Raw genomic sequence first — 22,602 nt, 5'->3', positions numbered from 1 at the left:
ATTACTCGGAGGAACTTACATGCAAAAATTAAAAATCATGGTGCGTATGCTCTTTCAACTGCCAAGTCGATCTATAGGCACAAAATTATTCCTCATCTTTTTTTGTTCCCTAGGCATCTCTGTTGCAGGTATGGGTGTATTTTCTTCAAATATTGCTGAAAACGCAATCATAGATCTAATGAAAAAAAGCTCACAGGATTTAGTCACAACTGCTGGTGAAAAATTAGATATGAAGCAACAGTTTTACGTAGATCTATCGAATCAACTTATAAGTGATAGCACTTTTGCTAAAAATTTATTTCAAATTTCTAATGCAGGGATAGGTAAGGCTGAGCTTCAACGAAGAACTTCCGAAATGAGAGATCTATTCGATCAGTTAGCGTTATCTGATCAGAGTATTCGGGATATCACACTCGTACCCATTCAAAATTCACTTGAAATCATTAGTACGGAACGAGAAGGGTTGAATCCAGAGCTAAGAACGGCTAATTGGATTCAAACTATTCGTAGTGCGAACGGTAAGCCTGTCTGGATGCCCATTGAAGAAAAAGGGTATTTAGGCGATTCGCCCAAACCCCTCTTTGCTTATGGGAGATTGCTAGGGAAAAATAATGTTGGCTCCGATGATTTCATCTTACTTGTTCAAATAGAAGTTAACGTTTTACAATCGATGGTAGACGGCTTTAAACTTAGTGAAGGTGCTGAAACCCTTATTACAACGCAAACTGGTAAGATGATCTTGAGCAATAACAGGGTGTCGAACCTTCATGATGTTTCTTTACCTGCGAATTCAACAGCTTCAGGTAGTTTCATAGATAAAAGCACCAGCGGGTTGAATAAATTGCTTGCTTATCGCCAATCTGCAGTCAGTAATTGGACCTTCATAGCGATTGCACCGTTAGGTGAGTTAACCCATTCTGTTAGTAAAATTCAAAATATGACTTATTTATTTATTGGGTTGAACATTTTCCTCGCATTGATGATTGGATTTTGGATTGTATTTATGGTGGGTAAGCCCTTATCACACATGATGCGGTTTATGAGGCTCGCAGCCAGCGGTAATTTAACTGGAAGATTATCTGTCCATAAGAGAAAGGATGAAATTGGACAAGTAGAAATGGCATACGACCAGATGATGGAGAATATCGGTGTTCTCATCCATAAATCCAGGGAAAGTGTAAACGAAGTAGCCGAATTTAGTCGACGTATGACCAATGCAGCAGAGGTAACTGTAACGTCAGCAAGAGAGATACATACAGCTGCAGATCAGATTGCGAATGGCGCGATTGACTTGGCTTCCAACGCGGAGGAAAGTACTTCACGTATGGAACAAATGGGTAGGTCCTTATCGGATGTATTGTCGCTTCAACATAAAATGGCAAGTTCAGCGTATGAGGTAGATCATGTTTGTAGTGCGGGAGGGAGCTCGGTAACTGTTCTTTTACGTAAAGCTGAGGATACCGAAGCAAGCTTTCGTAACGTAGCACGGAAAGTTACCAGTCTTCAGGAATCGGCAAGTTCCGTTCGCTCCATTTTGAAATTATTGAAAGAGATTGCAAACTCCACGAAAGTATTGTCGCTAAATGCATCGATAGAGGCAACTAGAGCGGGAGCCGCAGGTGCAAGTTTCACAGTCATTTCGAACGAAATACGTCAGCTAGCAGAACGATCAAATGCCTCCATAGGTGAAGTGGGGCAAGTTACGGATATTATATTACAAGAGGTAGAATCCACAGTAGGAGCGATATCAAATACACTTCCCTTTTTTCAAGATATGAATCAAGAGGTACATGGTGTATATAAATTATTTGCGAGAATTCAAGTAGAAATGAATCAGTTAATAACTCGTTCATCGGATGTTACAGTTTCCCTGGATAAATTAAACGATGTACAAACGATACTTGGACAAGCTATATTCGAAGTATCTGCAGTATCGCAACAATCATCAGCTTCAACAGAGCAAGTCGCTTCACTTTGTGCAACGCAGTTAACAATTGGTGATCAATTGTTGGAACTCTCCGCTAGGTTGAAACTGATATCTGGCCAATTAGAGAGACAAATGTCTTACTTTCAGACGGAATAATTTTGTAGGGGGAACATAAATTTATGCATTTCAGTAAACTGAAAACGACGTTATTTGCGCTTACGAAACTTATCATGACAATGAGCTTTCTATTGCTGTTCTTTGGTTGCGAGCAAGTTCAAGTAAAGGAGTCTGCTAATCATGTGGAGGAAGATAGTCATGTTGTTTCCATTGCGACTCCCATCAGTAAGGAACCCGTCTTAGGATTTTCACAACTAGGTTCAGAGAGTGAGTGGCGTATTGCTAATTCGTCCTCCATTAAAAATTCCGCAATCGAGTCAGATGTTAAACTTATCTTTCAAAATGCAGAGCAATCGCAGGAGAAGCAAATAGAGGCCATTCGAGAGTTTGTCAAACAGAAAGTCGATGTCATCGCCATTGCCCCTGTTGTAGAAACGGGATGGGACTATATATTAAAAGAAGTTAAACAAGCAGGAATTCCAGTCATTATTATTGATCGGCTTGTCGATGTCACTGATCCATCGCTGTATGTGACACATATTGGTTCTGATTTTTATGAGGAAGGTCGGAAAGCAGGGAAGTACTTATTGGATAAACTTCCCAAATCGAATAAACCTATAGGCATTGTTGAATTAAAAGGTACGGAGGGATCAACGCCATCCATTGCTCGGGGGAAGGGATTCCGTGACGTCATCTCTTCACGCTCTGATTTACAATTTTTGAAGAGTGAGAACGCGGATTTCACCGTTGCGAAGGGGAAAGAAGTAATGAAGAAATTTCTGAAAGAAAAAGGAAGGGATATTCGTGTTTTATATTCCCATAACGATGATATGACGTTCGGTGCCCTAGAGGCGATTGAAGAATACGGGTTAGTTCCGGGCAAAGATATTGTAGTCATCACCGTAGATGGAACTCGGAAAGCGCTCGAGAAGATGAATGAGGGTAAAATTAATTTAGTCGTTGAGTGCAATCCGTTGCTGGGCCCTAATCTTATTCAAGCGGTGAAGGAAGTTCTGAAAGGCAGCACACTGCCTAAGCGAATTGTTACGCCTGAAAATGTATTCACACAAGTAACAGCAGAGAAGGAGATCGCTTCTCGTAGTTATTAAAGACAGACGAAGGGGCTTCAGGCTGTACTAGCAAATTATACAGTTGCAAATTATATTTTCATAATCATGGAATTAACAGGAATTTAAATGATAAAAGAACCAAAAATAGGTTTTTTTTAATAAGAAATTCGTGTAAAAAACGGAATTATTCAATTGAACAAGCCTCCAATAATCTCTATGATATGGGTATGCATTGTGGGTGTTTACAAAAAAGACCTTTACTGCTATAGGAGTTGTAATGATGCAGCATAGAATTTCCAAGGGGGGACGATTATCAATGAGGAAAAAAGGTATTCCGGTTTTTATGATTTTAACATTATTAGTCAGCATGTTTGCCAGTACGCCAGCTAAACAGGTAGAGGCAGCTCCCTTCGAAGCTTACGTAATGCCCTATTATACGAGCGCTACTTCAGGAACGAGCATGACGTATATGGATGACAGTTTGCATCTTGCGTACAGCTACGACCAGACGAATTGGACAGCGCTGAATGACAACAACGGCATACTATTCAAAAAAAATACTGGCTATGGTGCGTCGCCTTCTAATGGGCTGCAGATGCGTGATCCTTTTATTCTAAGAAAGCAAGATGGGACGTTTGTGCTTCTGGCTACGAACACGACGAGTGCGGGCGCAACAACCAGTGCCAGTATTTTTGCATGGGATACAACGGATCTCATTCATTATACGAATGAACGTACCCTTTTGCTGAACAGCACCAGCCTTGCAGCAAAAAAGCCACAAGCTGTCTATGATTCAGCTGCGGGAAATTACGTCATTTACTGGACGGATGGAACGAATAAATATGCCAATACAACAGCTGACTTTATAACGGTTTCAGCTCAGACGGTCTACGGAGGCTCGGCATATCCGGTAACGTCGCCCGATGTGACCAATAAGCCTACAGGCGCGATTGCGGCAAGTGCGATTGCAGTCAGCCAATCGGAGCTGAATATGGTGTTGGCAAGCTTGGGGACTCCCAAAATTCCAACAGGAACTAAAGAAATAGCGGTTAGCACAACGGCCGATCAAGCACCTGATCTCCCGGCAAAGGCTGATATTACCTATAGCGACGGAGCTACGGCGCAGAAAACAGTGAAGTGGGAGCCGATTGACTCCAATGCATACTCCATGCCTGGCACGTTTACAGTTACGGGGACGATTCCTCAATCATCGATTTCTGATGTGCCAGTATACAGCAATCCACTGATCAAAAATGGAGCTGACCCTGATATTTATAAAGGGCCTGATGGCTACCACTATTATACGAGCTCTTACATGGACGCGAGCAATAATAATGTCGCTGCCAATCAGTATGATCGCATTACGCTAAGAAGAGCTACGACCATACAAGGACTTGCGACTGCGGAAGAAAAACAGATTTTTTATAAAAATACATCTGGTGACGCATCGTACCACATCTGGGCGCCAGAGATTCATAATATTAACGGCAAATGGTATGTTTACTTTGCTGCCGGTAAAGCAAGCGCAACCTTTGATCTTCGTGTTTATGTCATCGAGTGCTTAGGCAGCGATCCGATGAACGATGCATGGGGGGCGCCGGTCAAAGTGGCGATGAATAATGAGTCCTTTGATTTGGATGCTACTGTTTTCGAACACAATAATGAGATGTACATGGCCTATGCCTACAAATACGCAGCTGGATCTGTTAATTCCAGCATACGCATTGCTAAAATGACAAGTCCAACTACGCTCGACAGCAACCAAGTAACGATATCTTCACCGGAATTTACGTGGGAGCAGCGTAAAGACAATGTGGAAGAAGCGCCGTCAGTCATGAAGAAAAATGGGAAAATTTTTATGACTTTCTCGGTGGGATCTACGGATTCCACGTACGCCATTGGTTTGTTATCCGCTGTGGATTCACCGAATACGAATCTGCTTGACCCAGCCTCATGGATCAAAACACCGTATCCAGTTATGGCGACCAGCGCTGCCAACGGACAGTTCGGACCTGGGCATTCTACTTTCACGATCTCCGAGGACGGAACAAGGGAGGTTCTTTCCTACCATGCTCGTGAAAATCAGCAATATTCAGGAGTAAACTCGTATGCACCACTCTACGATGCATCTAGATGGGCGCGTGTGCAATATATATATTGGCACGAGGATGGTTCTCCCTATTTTGGCGTACCGGTAGCCGATGGTTATTTGCCTGGTGAATCGGTGAAAGCAACCGTCACTGTAACGGCACCTAATGGCTATAATTATTTGGATTCCTATGCATATACAATCAATGCGAATACGACTCATCCTACGGTCTTAACGGCCGTCGACAATAACGGAAATCAGCATAATGTAACAGCCTTGGCGGCGTATACTTCATCCGATCCTCTAGTTGCATCGGTAAGCTCGACTGGTGTGGTGACAGGAGTAAATGCGGGTGACGCTGTGATAACCGTTCAATATTTAGGGAAAAGCTATCAAGTTGCTGTGCAGGTTTCGACCCCTCTTGTGCAGGACGACTTCGAGGATGGCAACTACACCTCTAATCCGACTTGGACGGTCACTTCGGGAACTTGGTCAGTCGGTATAGATCCGACTAACGCAAGTAATAAGGTTTTGAATCAGACTGATGCCGGCGAAGGAATTATTAGTGTCGGGGATACTTCATGGAAGGATTACACCGCTGTTGCACGGTTCAACACGAAAGCGGGAGGAGCGTATCCCGGATTTTATTTCCGCTATCAAGATACAAACAACTACTACTATTTTCAGATGCAATTGTTAAATACACTGGCACTTTCCAAGAAGGTTGCCGGAACCGCAACAACGATCTCGACGAAAAGCTATACAATGACTGCCAACACTTGGTACACCTTGAAGACCATTGTAAAAGGCAGTTCTATCAAATGCTATATCATCAATAACGGCGTGGAAACACTTGTGTTTGATGTAACAGATACGAGTTTAACACAAGGGAAGCTAGCTCTTCGAAACAAATGGCAAGCATTCTCTATGGATGATGTCAATGTAACGACACTGGCGCCTGCAGTGCCTTCTAATCTTACGGTGACACCGTCGCCTTCCACGACGACCTTGTCATGGAGCGCAGTTGCCGGAGCAACTGGGTATCATATTTACCGATCCTCCGCTTTGAACGGAACGTATACGAGGATTAAAAGCAATGCAACAGGTACCTCCTACGTGGACACAGGACTTGCTTCGCTCAGTACGTATTATTACAAGATTTCGTCGATTAATGCTGGCGGGGAGCTTAAATTATCTGATGCCGTGAGCTCAACGACGACCGTTCAGACCACTAACTTGTCGAATCTGATACTTACAGGAAAAACGAGCGCGACAGCATCGCTAAGCTGGGACTCTGTAACTGGGGCTACCGGATATAAGCTTTACAGAGCAACGAAGGCTGATGGAGCTTATACCCAAGTCTACAGCGGTACAAGTACCAGCTTCACGGATAGTGGTCTTACCAGCGGACAGGCTTACTATTATGTTATGACTTTTATGCAAAATGTAGACGAATCCAAAATATCGAACCAGGCAGGCGTGATTGCTTCTGTACCAGGCGGTCTTTCCGCATGGTTGGATGCGAATGCCTATACCGTACAAATGACGAAAACACATACGACGACACTGACCCTATTTAATAACGATGGAACAACTACGAATGTGTCTGGGCAGGCTGTCTATACATCCTCGAATTCCGCAGTAGCAACTGTGAATGCATCCGGGGTTGTTACAGGTGTTAGCGAAGGCAGTGCAATCATTACGATTGTTTACCAATCTTTAACTTATCAAGCAGCTGTAAATGTCGTGCCAGACGGAATGCTGCTTTGGTATAAAATGAATGAGATTTCCGGCAGCAAGGTTGCCGACTCTTCCGGAAACGGCTTGACAGGATTGCTTAAAGGCGACGCTACGTGGTTAAACGGCAACGGTGTCAAGCTGGACGGCAGCAGCGGATATGTGCAAATGCCGAATGGTATTTTTAACGGACTGAGCAGCATTACGGTGGCGACAGATGTTTTTGTAGATACAGCCTCTTCCAATCCGGCTTGGGTCTACACATTTGGTTCTTCGACAGATCCATTAAATGACGCCAATGCTCATTATTTAAGCTTTTTGTTTGAGGATAGCAAACCACGCTACAGATCAGTCATTACGAAGACACGTTACTCGAATGAGCAAAGCGCAACGGTCTCCTCGGTTTTCCCAAGAGGGAGTTGGAAACACATTGCTTATACACAGACCGGAACGACCGGAACCTTGTTTGTAAACGGAGTTCAAGTTGCGCAAAACACAGCGCTCACGTATACGCCTAACGATATGGAAACGACAATTGCCAACTACATTGGCCGTCCTGCCTATTCTGCTGACAAATACATGAATGGTAAAGTGAAGGACTTTAGAGTGTATTCGAAGGCTTTGAGCGCTTCCGAAATTCTAGCGTTGGCAGTGAAGCCTGATGCTTACTATGTCGCGCTGGATAAAGAAAGTTTGCAGCTTGGCGATACGAGTGCGGTCACAAGCAACCTCGTACTGCCGACAGCAGGCGAAGCCGGTAGCGTGATTACGTGGGAGTCCAGTGACGTGACTACGATTAGTCCTGTCGGTGTAGTAACCAGACCTGCTTTTTACTTAGCAGATAAGGTAGTTACGTTAACTGCGCATCTAACGAAAGCAACGGCAACAGACAGCAAGTCTTTCGTAGTAACTGTGAAAAAGTATCCAACAGATTCTGATCTTTTGAGAGCTGATACACAAGCTTTGCGCGTGTATAACATCGACGATGTAAGGGGCAATCTTACCTTGCCGATAGTGGGAGCCAACGGCTCGGCTGTCACATGGAGCTCCGAACGCTCTGATATGGTAACATCCACAGGGGAAGTTAAGCGCCCTGCCCATGGTAATGGGGATGTAACCGTGAAGCTGACGGCAACCTTGACACTTCGCGATGCCGTTTTAACGAAGGCATTTGCTGCTACTGTCAAAGAAATGCCTGCTGTGCCTGATTACCAAGGATATGTATTCCCTTATTTCGCAGGTGAAGGCTACTCGAATGGCGAGCAAATTCACTTTGCTTTAAGCCAAGGGAATGATCCTCTCCACTGGACGGAATTAAATGGCGGCAATCCGTCGATTACGTCCAATCTAGGGGAAAAGGGATTAAGAGATCCGTATATTATTCGCTCTCCGGAAGGCGATAAGTTCTATTTGATTGCTACCGATCTAAAAATTTATGGGAACAATGACTGGACCGCAGCCCAGAAGACGGGCAGCCTCTATATCATGGTTTGGGAATCGACAGATTTGGTCAATTGGTCCGAGCAGCGGATGGTCAAGGTGTCACCTGATTTAGCTGGAAGCACCTGGGCTCCGGAAGCATTTTATGACAAAACAACAGGTGAATATGTCGTGTTCTGGGCTTCTAAAATTTTCAGCGATGCCACCAAATCCGACAGTCCGAACCAAAGAATCATGTATGCGAGAACAAGAGACTTTTATACGTTTACCGATGCTAAAGAGTACTACAATCCGGGATATTCGGTTATCGATACAACGATGATTGAGCATAACAACAAGATCTACAGATTTACCAAAGATGAAAGAAGCTACAATGCCGCAACAGCGCCTAACGGCAAAATGGTGTTTGAGCAAGTCAGCGATTCAATCTTCGGGAACTACTCCCTGATTACAGAAGGGATTGGCAAAGGGTCCATATCTGTTGGTGAAGGGCCTTTGGTGTTTAAAGCAAACGGGCAAAACAAATGGTATATGTTTATTGACTTTTTCAGTGGAGGCGGGTATAAACCATTTGAAACAACAGATCTAAATTCCGGCAACTGGACGCTGTCTACAAACTATTCATTGCCTTCCAAACCACGCCATGGAACCGTACTTCCGGTGACGATATCCGAGTATAATCAACTATCGGCCAAAGTTCCGGCTGTAGCTAGTGCGAATCCTGGCATTAAAGTAACGGGAGTGACGCTGGGCAACGGCGATCTGGCTATTGCCAAAGGAGAGGAAAAGCAATTAACGGCAATTATAGCTCCTATTCATGCAGCGAATCAAGGTGTCGTATGGTCAAGCACAGATGAGCAAAAGGTGACTGTGAGCAACGAAGGCTTGTTGAAGGGCATTCGTGCCGGAACAGCAACCGTTACAGCAACTACCAAAGACGGCGGATTTATTGCCACATTTGACGTCACTGTGCAGGAGGCACCGGCAACAGGAGTGACGTTGAACAAACTGTCTGCGACATTAAGCGTCGGCGCTGCAGACAATCTGATAGCCACCGTGAATCCGGTTAGCGCGACGAATAAAACCGTGATCTTTACCGTTGTAGGAAACGCGGCTACCGTGTCAAGCGCAGTTTACGATGCAGCAACGGGTACCACGCATGTCATCGTAACGGCTGTGGCAGGCGGAACTGCGGTAATTACGGCGACAACAGCAGACGGAGGTTATACAGCGCAATATGTGGTTACTGTAAATGGGCCAACGGGTGTGCCTGCTCAGGCAATCTTATTAAATAAGGAAACGGCCAATTTGGATATCGGTGCCATTGATACCCTGGTAGCAACGGTAGTACCTTTGGATGCGACGAACAAAATGGTCAACTTCGCGATAACCGGAAGCGCAGCAACGGTGTCCAGCGCGGTTTACGACACGGCAACAGGAAAAACAAATGTAATCATAACTGCGATAGCAGCGGGCACGGCAACGATTACAGCAACGACAGCCGATGGCAGTTACATGGCGCAGTATGTTGTCAACGTGAATGGCAGACCTGCTGTGGAGTTGACAGGGATTGTATTGGATGCTGCTAACTATTCATTGAAGCTAGGAGAACTTCATTCGACAGCAGTAAAAGCGAATTATAGTGACGGAACGCAAGTGGATGTCACCCATCAGGCAACTTACGAAACGTCGAATCCTTCTATTGTCACAGTGAACGTGAACGGGGTCGTTCAGGCTATTAGCAGTGGGACAGCTATTATAACTGTCAGCTTTAACGGTAAAACAGCAGTGATCCAAGTAACGGGGTACCGTAATAGCGACAATGATAGCCCGTCTACGGAAAATGGGAGCGGTACGATTACGAATCCAGGAACTACGCCAACTAAGGATCCAACAACAAGCACGCCAACTCAGCCTGGAACCAAGCCAACGAATCCAACTGAGCCTACAGAAACACTTGCGAAGAAGTTTACAGATATCAGCAGCCATACATGGGCTGAGACAGCTATCGAGGCATTGGCGAAGCAAGGTATCATTAACGGCATGACCGACCAAACCTTTGAGCCAGGAAAAAATATGACAAGAGCAGATTTTGTTGCGCTGCTTGTGCGAGCGCTCGGTCTTAAAGCGAATGTCAGCAGTAACTTCGAGGATATTAACCAAGACGATTATTTCTATGAAGCTTTGGGCATCGCCAAAGAATTGGGCATTGCAACGGGAACAGGAGAGGGAACATTTCATCCACGAAAGGAAATATCAAGACAGGATATGATGGTGCTTGTCATACGCGCGCTGAAAGCTGCCGGCAAATGGCAAACAGGGAGCACAGGATCTGGCTTGAGCAGCTACACTGATTCTGCAGACATCTCCGATTACGCGGTAGAAGCGGTAACTGCCCTGATTCAGGAAGGTATTATTACAGGCAGTGCAGAAGGCATGATCAACCCGCAAGGCATGACAACAAGAGCCGAAGTGGCAGTCGTTGTCTACAGATTAATGAACAAGTATGAAGACAAGGTTCAAGTGAAACCTTAAGCAGCGGAACGTTCAGAAAGCATAGTTTAAGAAAAAAGTCGAGGTCAGGGCTGCATTAGCGGCTCTGGACTCGATTTTTTTATATTTCATGAAGTTGTCTTCTTAAGCAAATCCCTAAATTGCAGAGGCTTCTGGATACCGTTTAGTAAGTTTTGTGTTGTTATTTTACAGTAAAAGTATACTTTTCAACGATCAAATACGGGGGAGAATGTAGGGAGTCAATTCATAGAAATCTTCACTTTTCTAATAAGAAATTACATTCTGAAGTGCTTGCGTTTAAGTTAAACTAATCACACAGTAATTATCACAGTACAGTAAATTGGATAATTACAAATGACTGAAAGGAGTGTAAACAAATATGCAAACAGATAACTTTTCAAAACTGATGATGGTAGTTCAAATGTGTGGGTACTGAATGCCGCAATATGTGGGTCCGGGGATGGGATATTATGCATGCTAAGGAGATTAACATGAGAAAAGGGAAATTAACTTTCGTATTATATGTAATTGCAGTGATGATAGCTGCTTGCTTCCCCCGAGCAGGATATGCAGAAGGGGATGCCGTCTTCACGCTGAGTAAAAGCGTTGAAAGCGCTTTACTTGATCAAGAGCTGGAAGTCACGGTGAATGGAAACAACTTGAAAGACCTTTATGCTTATGAAGTACAGATTACATTCGATCCTGAGATCGTTGAGTTGGTTAAAGGGGAGTCGAAGCTGGAGGGTTTTTACATACCGCCCAAGGTGGATAACGGGAAAATGACGATAGCCTTTACACAGGTTGGGAAGAAGGCCGGAGTTCAAGGGAAATTAGCCTTGAGTACCATCAACTTCAAAGGGAAGGCCCAGGGCAATGCCAATATAAAGCTGGTATCCGTGAAGGCTCTGGATTCGAGTCTTGCAGCAACTGTATACAGTTATGGAACTGCCTTCGTCGATCTCCAAGGCTATGAGTGGGCAAATACGGAGATAGAAGCGCTAGCATCTGCGGGAATCATCAAAGGAACGTCGGCCACTACCTTTAGCCCGGGGGACAATATTACCAGGGCAGACTTCATTTGCTTGCTGGTCAGAGCTCTACATCTTAATTCTGAAGTAGATGGCAATTTCAATGATGTAGAACCGTCCGACTATTATTACCATGAGGTAGGGGTAGCCAGGAAACTTGGCATTGCTCAGGGAACGGGCGACAGCCAGTTCGAGCCGAGGCTAAGCATATCCAGACAGGATATGATGGTGGTGGCTGCACGAGCAATGAAAATAGCTGGAAAAATGCTGGATGAGTCAGTTTCAGACTTAACCAACTTTAGTGATTCGAGTGAGGTAGCTTCTTATGCAGCAGGCCCCTTGGCTCAATTATTCAAGAAAGGAATCATTCAGGGCTACAATGGCATGATCAAGCCAAATGATACAGCGATAAGAGCAGAAGCAGCGGTTATTATACACAGGGTATTGAACATGTAGATTAAAGATGGCGGCTTCCGGAGTTGAGTCAAATCTATAATTAATTGAAAATTCAAATAATAAATCGGAGGTTGCTCTATGAAGAAATTGAAGAAAATGCTAGGAATGACGATGGCTTTAACTCTTGCATTCACATTAAGCCCAGTTATGGAGAAGCAGGCAGCTGCTTCGACGCTCACTCCAGCGCTGGCTAAAACACCGGGTAATAACAATCCGCTATTTACGCAAAAGTTTGGTGCCGATCCCTATGCCATGGTTTATAACGGCAGAGTTTATGTCTACATGACCAATGATGTATTGGAGTACAATGCTGACGGGACAGTGAAGGATAACGGATACGGTAAGATTAATAAAATTACGGTTGTTTCGTCCGATGATATGGTGAACTGGACAGACCATGGGGAAATCCTTGCAGCAGGGGCGCAAGGTGTGGCAAAATGGGCCAACAACTCCTGGGCGCCGGCGGCTGCACATAAAACGATAGATGGCAAGGAGAAGTTCTTCCTTTATTTTGCGGATAATGGAAGCGGCATTGGTGTACTCACAGCGGATAGTCCGATCGGCCCATTTACAGATCCAATTGGCAAACAATTGGTAAGTAGAAGTACTCCAGGGGCTAGTGATGTCACGTGGCTGTTTGACCCAGCGGTACTGATTGACGATGATGGAAGCGGTTACTTGTATTTCGGCGGCGGTATTCCCACGGGGAAAGATGCTGACCCGGGAACCGCACGTGTTGCAAAGCTTGGGGCGGATATGATCAGTTTGGATCTGACTGCTAGTGGCGGAACTCTGGGTCGCATCAATCCGCCATGGTTGTTTGAGGATTCAGGTATCCACAAATACAATGGGAAATACTATTACTCCTATTGCACTAACTTCTCTAGTGGACATCCGTCGGATATACCTACAGGGGCTATTGGTTATATGGTAAGCGACAACCCGATGGGGCCATTTACCTTCGTCAAAACAATACTGCCAAACCCTGCTACTTTCTTTGGTGTTGGAGGTAACAACCACCATGCGATTTTTGAATTCAACGGCCAGTGGTATGTCACCTACCATGCTCAGACCGTTGCTAAGGCTATGGCAGAAAGTGGTATGTATCCACAAATGGGTGGGCAACCGCATGGATATCGTAACACACATATCAATAAAGTAAGTTTTGGTGCAGACGGAGTTATCCAGAATATTACTGGCGATTATGCAGGTGTTCCACAGCTGAAAAATTTGAATCCTTATACAAGGGTTGAGGCTGAAACGATTGGTTGGAACGGAGGAATATCCACTGAAACCACTACCCAGCCAGGAGGCATGGTAAGCAGTATAAACCTCGCTGTCAGCGATATCAATGATGGGGACTGGACTGCGGTATCCAAAGTTGATTTTGGATCTACAGGCGCCGGAACATTTAAAGCTAATGTTGCGAGTGGTTCGAGCGGCGGAAACATTGAACTTCATCTTGACAGTGCTGCTGGCACATTAATCGGGACACTTCCAATTTCCAACACAGGCGGAGACAATGTTTGGCAGACAAAAACAACAAGTGTTTCTGGTGCTGCAGGAGTCCATAATGTATATATGGTATACACGGGAGCATCAGCAGGCAATCTCTTCAAGGTAGATTCTTGGCAATTCGAGCAAAAGACAGCTGCTCATGATCTAGTTGCAATCAACGCATCCATTGATAAACAAAAGATTGATATTGTTTCCGGAACCAATCAGGCTAACATGAAGGTTTCCGCCATATATGCCGATGGAACAAGTGCAGATGTTACTGCTCAGGTCGTCGTTGCAACATCGGCACAAAGCAGTATTGTAAGCGTAAACAAAGGAGTTGTCACTGGGGTGGGCTATGGCTCCACAAGCATTGACGTAAGCTATGGCGGAAAAACAGATACACTTCATATGCTTGTAAAAGACTTGAACAGCGAACTGACGGTGAAGAAGATTACCATTGACAATGGTTCAGTTACGCTGGATTCTGGCAAAACTGCAACATTTAAAGTAACCGCAGAATATGTTGACGGACACACGGAAGATGTAACAAAAATAGCAACGTATACCAATCCAAGTCCTGCTGTTGCAGAAGTTGTGGGCGGTACAATAACGGCTAAAGCAAGCGGAACAGCCAATGTTACTGTAAGTTTTAAGGGAGCATTAGGCGCTGCCGCAACATCGCAAATTAGTGTGCTTGTCAATACCCCTGCCGTAGTGGCCATAGAGGCCGAGACAGCAGCAGAAAACACAGCCAATGCCTATGTAAATGGCACCATAAGTGGTCATACCTGGTCGCTTGTTGACGGACAGACCACGAAAGCTATGCTTTTTGGGCCTAATAATGGGTTTACTGCGTCAGGTACGGATGCAACCTCTCTCGCTGCCAATTCGAGACTAGGGTATAAAATCAATTTTACGACTGCAGGAACCTACAATGTTTGGATTCTTGTCAAGACGCTTGGTTACGATTCGGACTCCGTCCACGTTGGATTAGATAATCAATATAAATTCACGACTAATGGTATTGAAGGTGTTAGCGGTGGTCAGTATAAATGGGCTAATATCAGTGGTACTAGTGGCGGAATGTTTGGCGGAGCTACTTTGAATGTTACCGCTGGCGTGCATGAATTGAACTTCTGGGGAAGGGAAGATGGACTTGCAATTGACAGAATCTATCTAACCACAAGCAATGCAACGACAGATCCTGTTTGGCCGCAACTGCTTGTACCTACAGCTGCCATTTCAGCAGACAGCAGCGTGCAGCCTGGAAGCAGCTTTACAGTGGCCGTTAGTGCGGACAACGTGACACAAAGTGTTTATGCCCAGGACATCACCTTGTCTTATGACTCCAACGTATTTGACTATGTGAGCGCGGCAGGGGCCAATAACAACATCCAGATCGTGACAGAGGACAAAGCTACCGCCGGAAAAGTTAGACTCATAACCGCCAGTACCGGAGTTGGGATATCTGGAGCCAGTACACCGGTGCTGAATCTAACCTTCAAGGTAAAAACCGGTGTTCAGAATACCAACGGAACGATTGCAGCTACACAGGCAAAGTTTGGTGTGGCTCCGGAAGGAACCGTGATTGAGGCGGCTCTTGGCAGTAAGAGCATTTCAGTAGGCGCCATTGTAGTGGTTGTTGATAAGACAGCTTTGACAACAGCTATTGCGAGTGCACAGAGTCTGTATGACACAGCAGTCGTTGGTACAGCGGCCGGTCAATACCCGCAGGCAGCTAAGGATGCAATCGGTGCAGAACTCACTGCAGCAAAAGCCGTAAGAGATAGCGCAAGTGCGACACAGTCCCAGGTTGATAATAGCGTAACGCTACTTGGCAGTGCAGTTGCTGCCTTCAAGGCAGCCGTAATTAAATCTGCAGACCTCAATAATGATGGAAGCATCGATGTAGGCGACCTTGCCATAGTAGCTTATTATTACGGTAAGGATTCCAACAGCACAGAATGGACAAAAGCGAAGAATGCTGATATGAACAACGATAATAAGATTGATATTTTTGATCTTGCGTATGTGGCATCCAAGATACTTCAATAAGTGACCCGCATATGCGTAGTAGATCGTGATCGCTAAAAATTACTAAATCCAAGAAACGAGCGATAGGAGACGCTTGTCTCCCATCGCTCGTTTCTTATAATGAGGGATCGTGAACATGAAACACAAATTCCAATTTTTCTTCCTAGCTATGATGTTCATTGCCACGCTACTCCCTTTGACGGTGGCAGCGCAAACAACAGATGAAGTTGTATTGCGCTCTTCGGCTACAAGTGTCGAGTTAGGAAACAACGTAACGATTGTCGTTGCAGGTGAAACCCTTACAGACTTATATGCTGCCGAGATGGAATTAACGTATGATGAACAGCAACTGGCGTATACGGGATACACAAGCAGCCTGAGTAATCAAGCATACGTGCTTGAACCTAAAGTACAAGGGAACAAAATATTGCTGGTTTTTACGTTAACAGGAAACAAGGATGGGCTAAGAGGGGATAAGGATTTATTTACGCTTTCGTTTAAAGCTTCCAAGGCAGGGGCAGCTTCCGTTTCCTTAAGTTCTTTGACCACAGTCAATAGTCAGTTAGAAAAAATGAATGGGAAGATGGGTAACGGAATGACGTTATCGGTCAGTGATCATTCAAACTCTGGCTCCAATTCCGGCTCCCAACAGAGGGAAACTTCGTCAACGCCGAGTACCTCAGGTACATCTATTTTGCTAATTGACGCGTTGAATGCTGCTAATGGTGTTGCTTCTATTGATGTAGAGTCAAAAGCTCTTCTTGAAGCGGGCAAAAATTCCAAAGATGGATCGGTAACGATTAAAGTCAACTCAGGCTCTGACGTTAAGGAACTTCAATTGAATCTGCCGGCGATGCAGCTTCAGCAGCTCCATTCAGATTCGGGTGACGTCAAGACGCTAAGGGTGGAGACTAAGCTTGCTACGGTTTCCATTCATCGAGCTGTTCTTGATACAAGGACCCTGTCGGATACATCCAATTTGCAATTAAGTATTGCGACAATAGACCCTGCCAACCTTTCGCAGGATATAAGAGAGGAAATCGGAAATTCTGTTGTGTACGATTTTAATCTGAATTTAGATGGCAGCAAAATTACAAACTTTATCAAGAACAGTGTCATTGTAGAGTTGCCTTATGAATTGGGACCTAATGAAAATCCTCATCAGGTGGTCGTCTACTATATAGCAGAAGATGGCAAACTGGAAGTAGTCAGGAATGGCAAATACAATACCGATACAGGTAGAGTACGATTTCTACCAACACACTTCGGCAAGTATACGGCTAACCATGTTCAGGTTTCCTTTAGTGACATGAATGGGTATACATGGGCAAACGAAGGTGTTCTTGGCTTAGCAGCTCGTGAAGTAGTGAACGGTAGAAGTGAGGGCCATTTTATTCCGGCTGGGGAGGTAACAAGAGCAGAGTTCGTTAAGATGCTGATTCAACTCTTCGATCTAGCAGATTCTTCAGCAACTGCAGCCTTCACAGATGTTGACGCGGGTGCATGGTACTACAATTCCATAGCCTCAGCACAGAAGATCGGCCTCGTTCAAGGCAAAGATGACGGCAGCTTCGGTGTGAACGACCAGATCAGTCGTGAAGATATGGCGGTGCTTATTTATCGGGCTTCCAAGATTATTAGTTCTACGACTGCACAAGCCAATGGTGCAACTTCAAATTTCCTTGATGTGGATCAAATCTCTACATACGCCAAGGATGCTGTTTGGGCTGCAACAAAGGCAGGCTTAATGGACGGAGTGGCAGAGGGCTATTTCGAACCAAAAGGGAAATCGACTAGGGCACAAGCAGCTACAGTCATCTACAGACTCTATATAGGGTCATTTTAAAGAAGGGAAGAGAAAAATGGAGAAAGAAAGGGTTGAATCAAGAGCTGCTTTAATAACTTCTATCTGTCTTAGCCTTATAGTAACATCCCTGCTTAGTTTTCATAAGAGTACCCAAGCCGCATCCATCCCAACGGTTAATATTGATTATAATATTGAAAAGCAGGAAATCGACGGCTTTGGTGCATCCAACGCTTGGTCGACAGGGATTGTACAAAATCTCGCAAACCCACCACAGAAGGAAATACTGGATGCGCTTTTTAGTACCTCTAATGGCGCAGGACTTAGTATGGTAAGAAACAGGCTTCCTTATGACATCGTATCGGAATCAGGCACATGGAATTGGAATAATTGGGATATTAATGGTACAACCTGGATTTTTAATAAAATAAAAACGGATTATAACGTAACCAAATTTTTCACTACGCCCTGGACACCTCCGCCATTTATGAAGACTGGCAGCACAGGAACATACGGAGAAATCGGTGGCAAGCTCAGAACTGATAAATATCAGGCATATGCTGATTTCCTAGCAGACTATGTGACTGGATTTAAGACCAATAAGGGAATCGATATCTCAGCCGTATCTATACAAAATGAGCCAAACTGGGCGCCGAATTATGAATCTAGCAGTTGGACAGCGGATGATTTTCATAATTTTGTAAAGGGCTATCTTAAACCTACTTTTGCACAAAAAGGTGTGACGGCGAAGCTTATTATGCCAGAGGGGTTAAATTTCAGTGAAGAGCTGGCTGTTCCAACCTTGAATGATGCCGCTAGCAGGGATCGCGTAGACATCGTTGGTGTACACCAATATGCCGTAAATCAGCAGGACCCCAATCTTGGCGCGAAGTGGCTGACGCAAACAAAGCTTTATAATAAAAAATTATGGGTGACAGAAGCATCTATAGGTGAACCCAATGATCCAACCATAAATGACGGCATTTATTGGGCGAAAATGATCCATAAGGATATGACGGTAGCAGAAGTCAATGCGTTTAACTACTGGTGGCTTTGGAATAACACAAAAGACAGTGCAAATTCTGTTGGAGATAAAGGCGCACTGATTACATTTCATACGGATGATAATGGTGCTGTCAAAAGTTACGATTTGAATAAAAGATTGTTTACTCTTGGTCAATACAGCAGATTTGTCAGGCCGGGTTATAAAAGAGTCAATTCGGATGTAAGCCCAGCAACGGGTGTATATACGACAGCGTATAAAGACCCTACCAATGGAAAGTTAGTTATTACAGCTATAAATGACAACGACACTGACACTGCATTAACGTTCAACGTAAATGGTAAAGCTGTAAAATCGTTTACTGCTTATAGAACTTCGTCTAGTGAGAATATGGCAAATTTAGGCGATACCACTGTAAATGGCAGCTCACTTCGAACCACGCTTAAGGGGAAAAGTGTTACAACTTTCTATGCAGATGTGTATACACCGATTGCAAAGAACCCAATCATATGGGCGGATGTACCGGATATTGATGTGATCAGAGTAAATGATACTTATTATATGACCAGTACTACCATGCACGTGAACCCTGGTGTTCCTATCATGAAGTCCAAGGATCTCGTAAATTGGGAAATCGTCAATTATGTGTATGATATTCTTGCGTCTACGGATAAACAAACGCTTTCGAATGGGCAGAACATATACGGGCAAGGCTCATGGGCAAGCAGCATAAGATACAATAATGGCAAGTTTTATGTCGTATTTGCTTCCAATGATACGGGTAAAACGTATATCTTTCAAACCACCGACATAGAGAAGGGCACATGGGAGAAGTATGAGCTTGCTGGTGGCGTTTATCATGATATGTCATTGCTGTTTGATGATGACGGACGTGTATATCTGGTATATGGCAGCGGAGCCATTAAGATTATTGAACTTACTTCAGATGCCACAGCGATCAAAGCAGGCGGAATGAATAAAACAATCATTCAAAATGCGAGCGCTCCCGGAGGCTCCGGTGGTCTTGGAGCTGAAGGCTCGCACATTCATAAAATTAACGGTAAATATTACATTTTCAATATATCCTGGCCATCAGGAAGCATTCGTACTGAATTAGTACACAGGGCTGATACAATAGATGGCACTTATGAAGGAAAGATTGCTTTAAGATCGGGTAGTACTTCCAACAGTGCTGGTGTAGCACAGGGGGGGATTGTTCAAGCGGCTGACGGAAAATGGTACGGCATGTTGTTCCAGGATTATGGGTCCGTAGGACGTATACCTTACTTTGTGCCGATGACTTGGAGTCAGGATGGATGGCCTCTATTCGGGGATGTCAATGATACAGGGATTCCTGCTGTACTGTCAAAATCATGGGTTTCATCAGATAACTTCGATCAGAGAACAGAGAAAGTTGGAGCTTATCATACAGAGGTAGCAGGCGGAGAAAATGACTACAATGGATCCAATCTGGCATTCGTATGGCAATGGAACCATAATCCTGATCATAGATTCTGGTCTCTTACCAATCGGTCAGGGTATCTAAGACTCACTACCGGAAGAACGAGCACTAGTATTCTTGATGCCAGAAATACGCTTACACAAAGAACCTTCGGACCGGAAAGTTCAGGAACTATTGCTATCGATGTTAGCCATATGAAAGACGGGGATTATGCAGGAATTGCCGCATTCCAACAGAACTACGGGTTTGTTGGTATTAAAATGTCCGGCACTACAAAGTCCGTTGTTATGGTGAATGGAAGTTCAGGGTCAGCAGTGGAAGTAGCAAGTGTCCCCCTTACTCAGAACACCGTATATCTAAGGACTGAGTTGGACTTTAAGAATAGGACAGATAAAGCAAAGTTCTATTTCAGTCTTGACGGTGAGCGTTGGGCATCCATAGGAAATACACTTCAGATGTCATATACACTACCGCATTTTATGGGCTACCGTTTTGCCTTATTCAATTATTCAACAAAGACAACAGGTGGTTACGTTGACTTCGACGATTTCAAATTAGATGACAAGTTGGTTGGTTCAAATTTTGATACGAATTTGAAGTCACTCCAGGTAAACGATACACAAGTGAATGGGTTTAGTCCAAGTATATACACCTATTCTCTAGATGTTTCTGCAGGATCGGTTCCGCCGCAAGTTACTGCTGCTTCAAATGATCCTGGCGCGAGTGTTACGATTACACAAGCATCGGCGGTACCAGGAAAGGCCACGGTGATTGTAAGCAGGGAAGGCTTACAAGCTGCGGTTTATACCATTAATTTTAATACACCAGCCATCGTGGCCGTTGAAGCAGAAGCTGCAGCAGCAAACTCAGCCAATGCCTATGTATATGGCACCACAAATGGCCATACCTGGTCGCTTGTGGACGGATTGTCCACGAAAGCTATGCAATTTAGTCCAGATGATGGTATTGCCGTCACACCAGGTACTGATGCTGCCAGCCTCGCTGCTGGTTCCCGACTGAATTACAAGATCAACTTTACGACCGCAGGAACCTACTATGTTTGGATACTTGCCAAGAGTCATAGTTTCCAAACGGACTCCGTCCACGTTGGATTGGATAATACATATAAATTCACTTCCAACGGTATTCAGAACGTGAGTAACAGTCAGTTTAAATGGGTCAATCTCAGTAATGGGGGTACACTTGTAACTGGTGGCACTCCATTGAATATTACCGCTGGTGTGCATGAATTGAACTTATGGGGAAGGGAATCTGGCTTAATTATAGACCGGATATATGTAACCACAAGCGATGCAACCACAGATCCTGTCTGGCCTCAGCTACAAGTACCTACAGCTGCCATTTCAGCAGACAGCAGTGTGAAACCTGGAAGCAGCCTCACAGTGGGAGTTAGTCTGAACAACGTGACACAAAGTGTTTATGCCCAGGACATCACCCTGTCTTATGATCCCAATGTATTTGATTATGTGAGTGCGGCAAGTGCAACGGGCAACATCCAGATCGTGACAGAGGACAAAGCCACTGCCGGGAAAGTTAGGCTCATTACCGCCAACACTGGAGGGGGAATATCTGGAGCCAGTACGCTGGTGCTAAATCTAACCTTCAAGGTAAAAGCCGGTGTTCAGAATACCAGTGGACCCATTGCAGCTACCCAGGCAAAGCTTGGTGTGGCTCCAGAGGGAACTGTCATTCAGGCGGTACTTGGCAGTAAGAGCATTTCAGTAGGCAATATTGAAGTGGTTGTAGATAAGACAGCGTTGACATCAGCCATTACGAATGCACAGAGCTTGTATGACGCAGCAGTCGTTGGTACAGCGGCGGGTCAATATCCGCAGGCAGCCAAGGATGCATTGGGTGCAGCTATCAATGCAGCAAAAGCCGTGAAGGACAACCAAAGTGCGACACAGTCCCAGGTTGATAATAGCGTAACGCTACTTGGCAGTGCAGTTGATGCCTTCAAAGCAGCAGCTATGAAATCTGCAGATCTTAACAAGGATGGAAGCATCAATGTAGGTGACCTTGCGATGGTTGCTTATTATTACGGTAAGAATTCCACCAGCATAGACTGGGCGGCAGCCAAGATTGCAGATATGAACAACGATAATAAGATCGATATTAGTGATCTTGCGTATGTAGCGTCCATGATACTTCAATAATAACTGAATGCTAGTTATGCCCTATCCCGATTGAAATCTTCATAGGGATAGGGCATAGTAGTATTTGTCGATTTTTATTGGAATTTACGAAGTTAATTCATAGAAATCTTCACTTTTCGAATAAGAAATTACATTCTGAAATGATTACGTTTAAGTTAAACTGTAAACAGTAATTACTACAGCATAGTAATTTGCTACATACAAATTACTGAGAAGGAGTGTAAACAAGTGGGAGATAAGATGA

At 44.5% G+C, this 22,602-nt stretch carries 7 protein-coding genes; all 7 read left to right on the top strand.

The features are described from left to right. Window positions 1-19: 19 nt before the first annotated feature. The 7 genes from HQN90_RS12520 (at window position 20) to HQN90_RS12490 (ending at window position 22,358) form a co-directional block, all read left to right on the top strand. Complete coding sequence (locus tag HQN90_RS12520) at window positions 20-2,083, top strand: methyl-accepting chemotaxis protein (RefSeq protein WP_173218644.1); 2,064 nt, start codon at window positions 20-22, stop codon at window positions 2,081-2,083. 23 nt (window positions 2,084-2,106) lie between these two features. Continuing rightward, window positions 2,107-3,153 (top strand): ABC transporter substrate-binding protein, encoded by a 1,047-nt coding sequence (locus HQN90_RS12515; RefSeq protein ID WP_173218643.1) that lies wholly within the window; start codon window positions 2,107-2,109, stop codon window positions 3,151-3,153. A gap of 277 nt (window positions 3,154-3,430) precedes the next feature. Continuing rightward, the gene (locus HQN90_RS38705) at window positions 3,431-10,915 is read left to right on the top strand and encodes a family 43 glycosylhydrolase (RefSeq protein WP_173218642.1); all 7,485 of its coding nucleotides are present in this window, start codon (window positions 3,431-3,433) and stop codon (window positions 10,913-10,915) included. A 470-nt stretch (window positions 10,916-11,385) separates the two neighbouring features. Beyond that, window positions 11,386-12,378 carry an S-layer homology domain-containing protein gene (locus HQN90_RS12505; RefSeq protein ID WP_173218640.1) on the top strand — a complete coding sequence of 331 codons (993 nt, stop codon included), beginning with the start codon at window positions 11,386-11,388 and terminating at the stop codon, window positions 12,376-12,378. Window positions 12,379-12,456: 78 nt separating this feature from the next. After that, window positions 12,457-15,933 carry a carbohydrate-binding protein gene (locus HQN90_RS39325; protein ID WP_173218638.1) on the top strand — a complete coding sequence of 1,159 codons (3,477 nt, stop codon included), beginning with the start codon at window positions 12,457-12,459 and terminating at the stop codon, window positions 15,931-15,933. Between the two features lie 115 nt (window positions 15,934-16,048). Next, window positions 16,049-17,758 carry an S-layer homology domain-containing protein gene (locus tag HQN90_RS12495; protein WP_173218637.1) on the top strand — a complete coding sequence of 570 codons (1,710 nt, stop codon included), beginning with the start codon at window positions 16,049-16,051 and terminating at the stop codon, window positions 17,756-17,758. A 16-nt stretch (window positions 17,759-17,774) separates the two neighbouring features. Beyond that, the gene (locus HQN90_RS12490) at window positions 17,775-22,358 is read left to right on the top strand and encodes a beta-xylosidase family glycoside hydrolase (protein ID WP_173218636.1); all 4,584 of its coding nucleotides are present in this window, start codon (window positions 17,775-17,777) and stop codon (window positions 22,356-22,358) included. Window positions 22,359-22,602 lie beyond the last annotated feature (244 nt).

It is taken from the genome of Paenibacillus alba, from assembly GCF_013204855.1.
GTDB classification, from domain to species: Bacteria; Bacillota; Bacilli; order Paenibacillales; family NBRC-103111; genus Paenibacillus_E; species Paenibacillus_E alba.
This window is presented reverse-complemented; position numbering and strand designations above follow the sequence as displayed.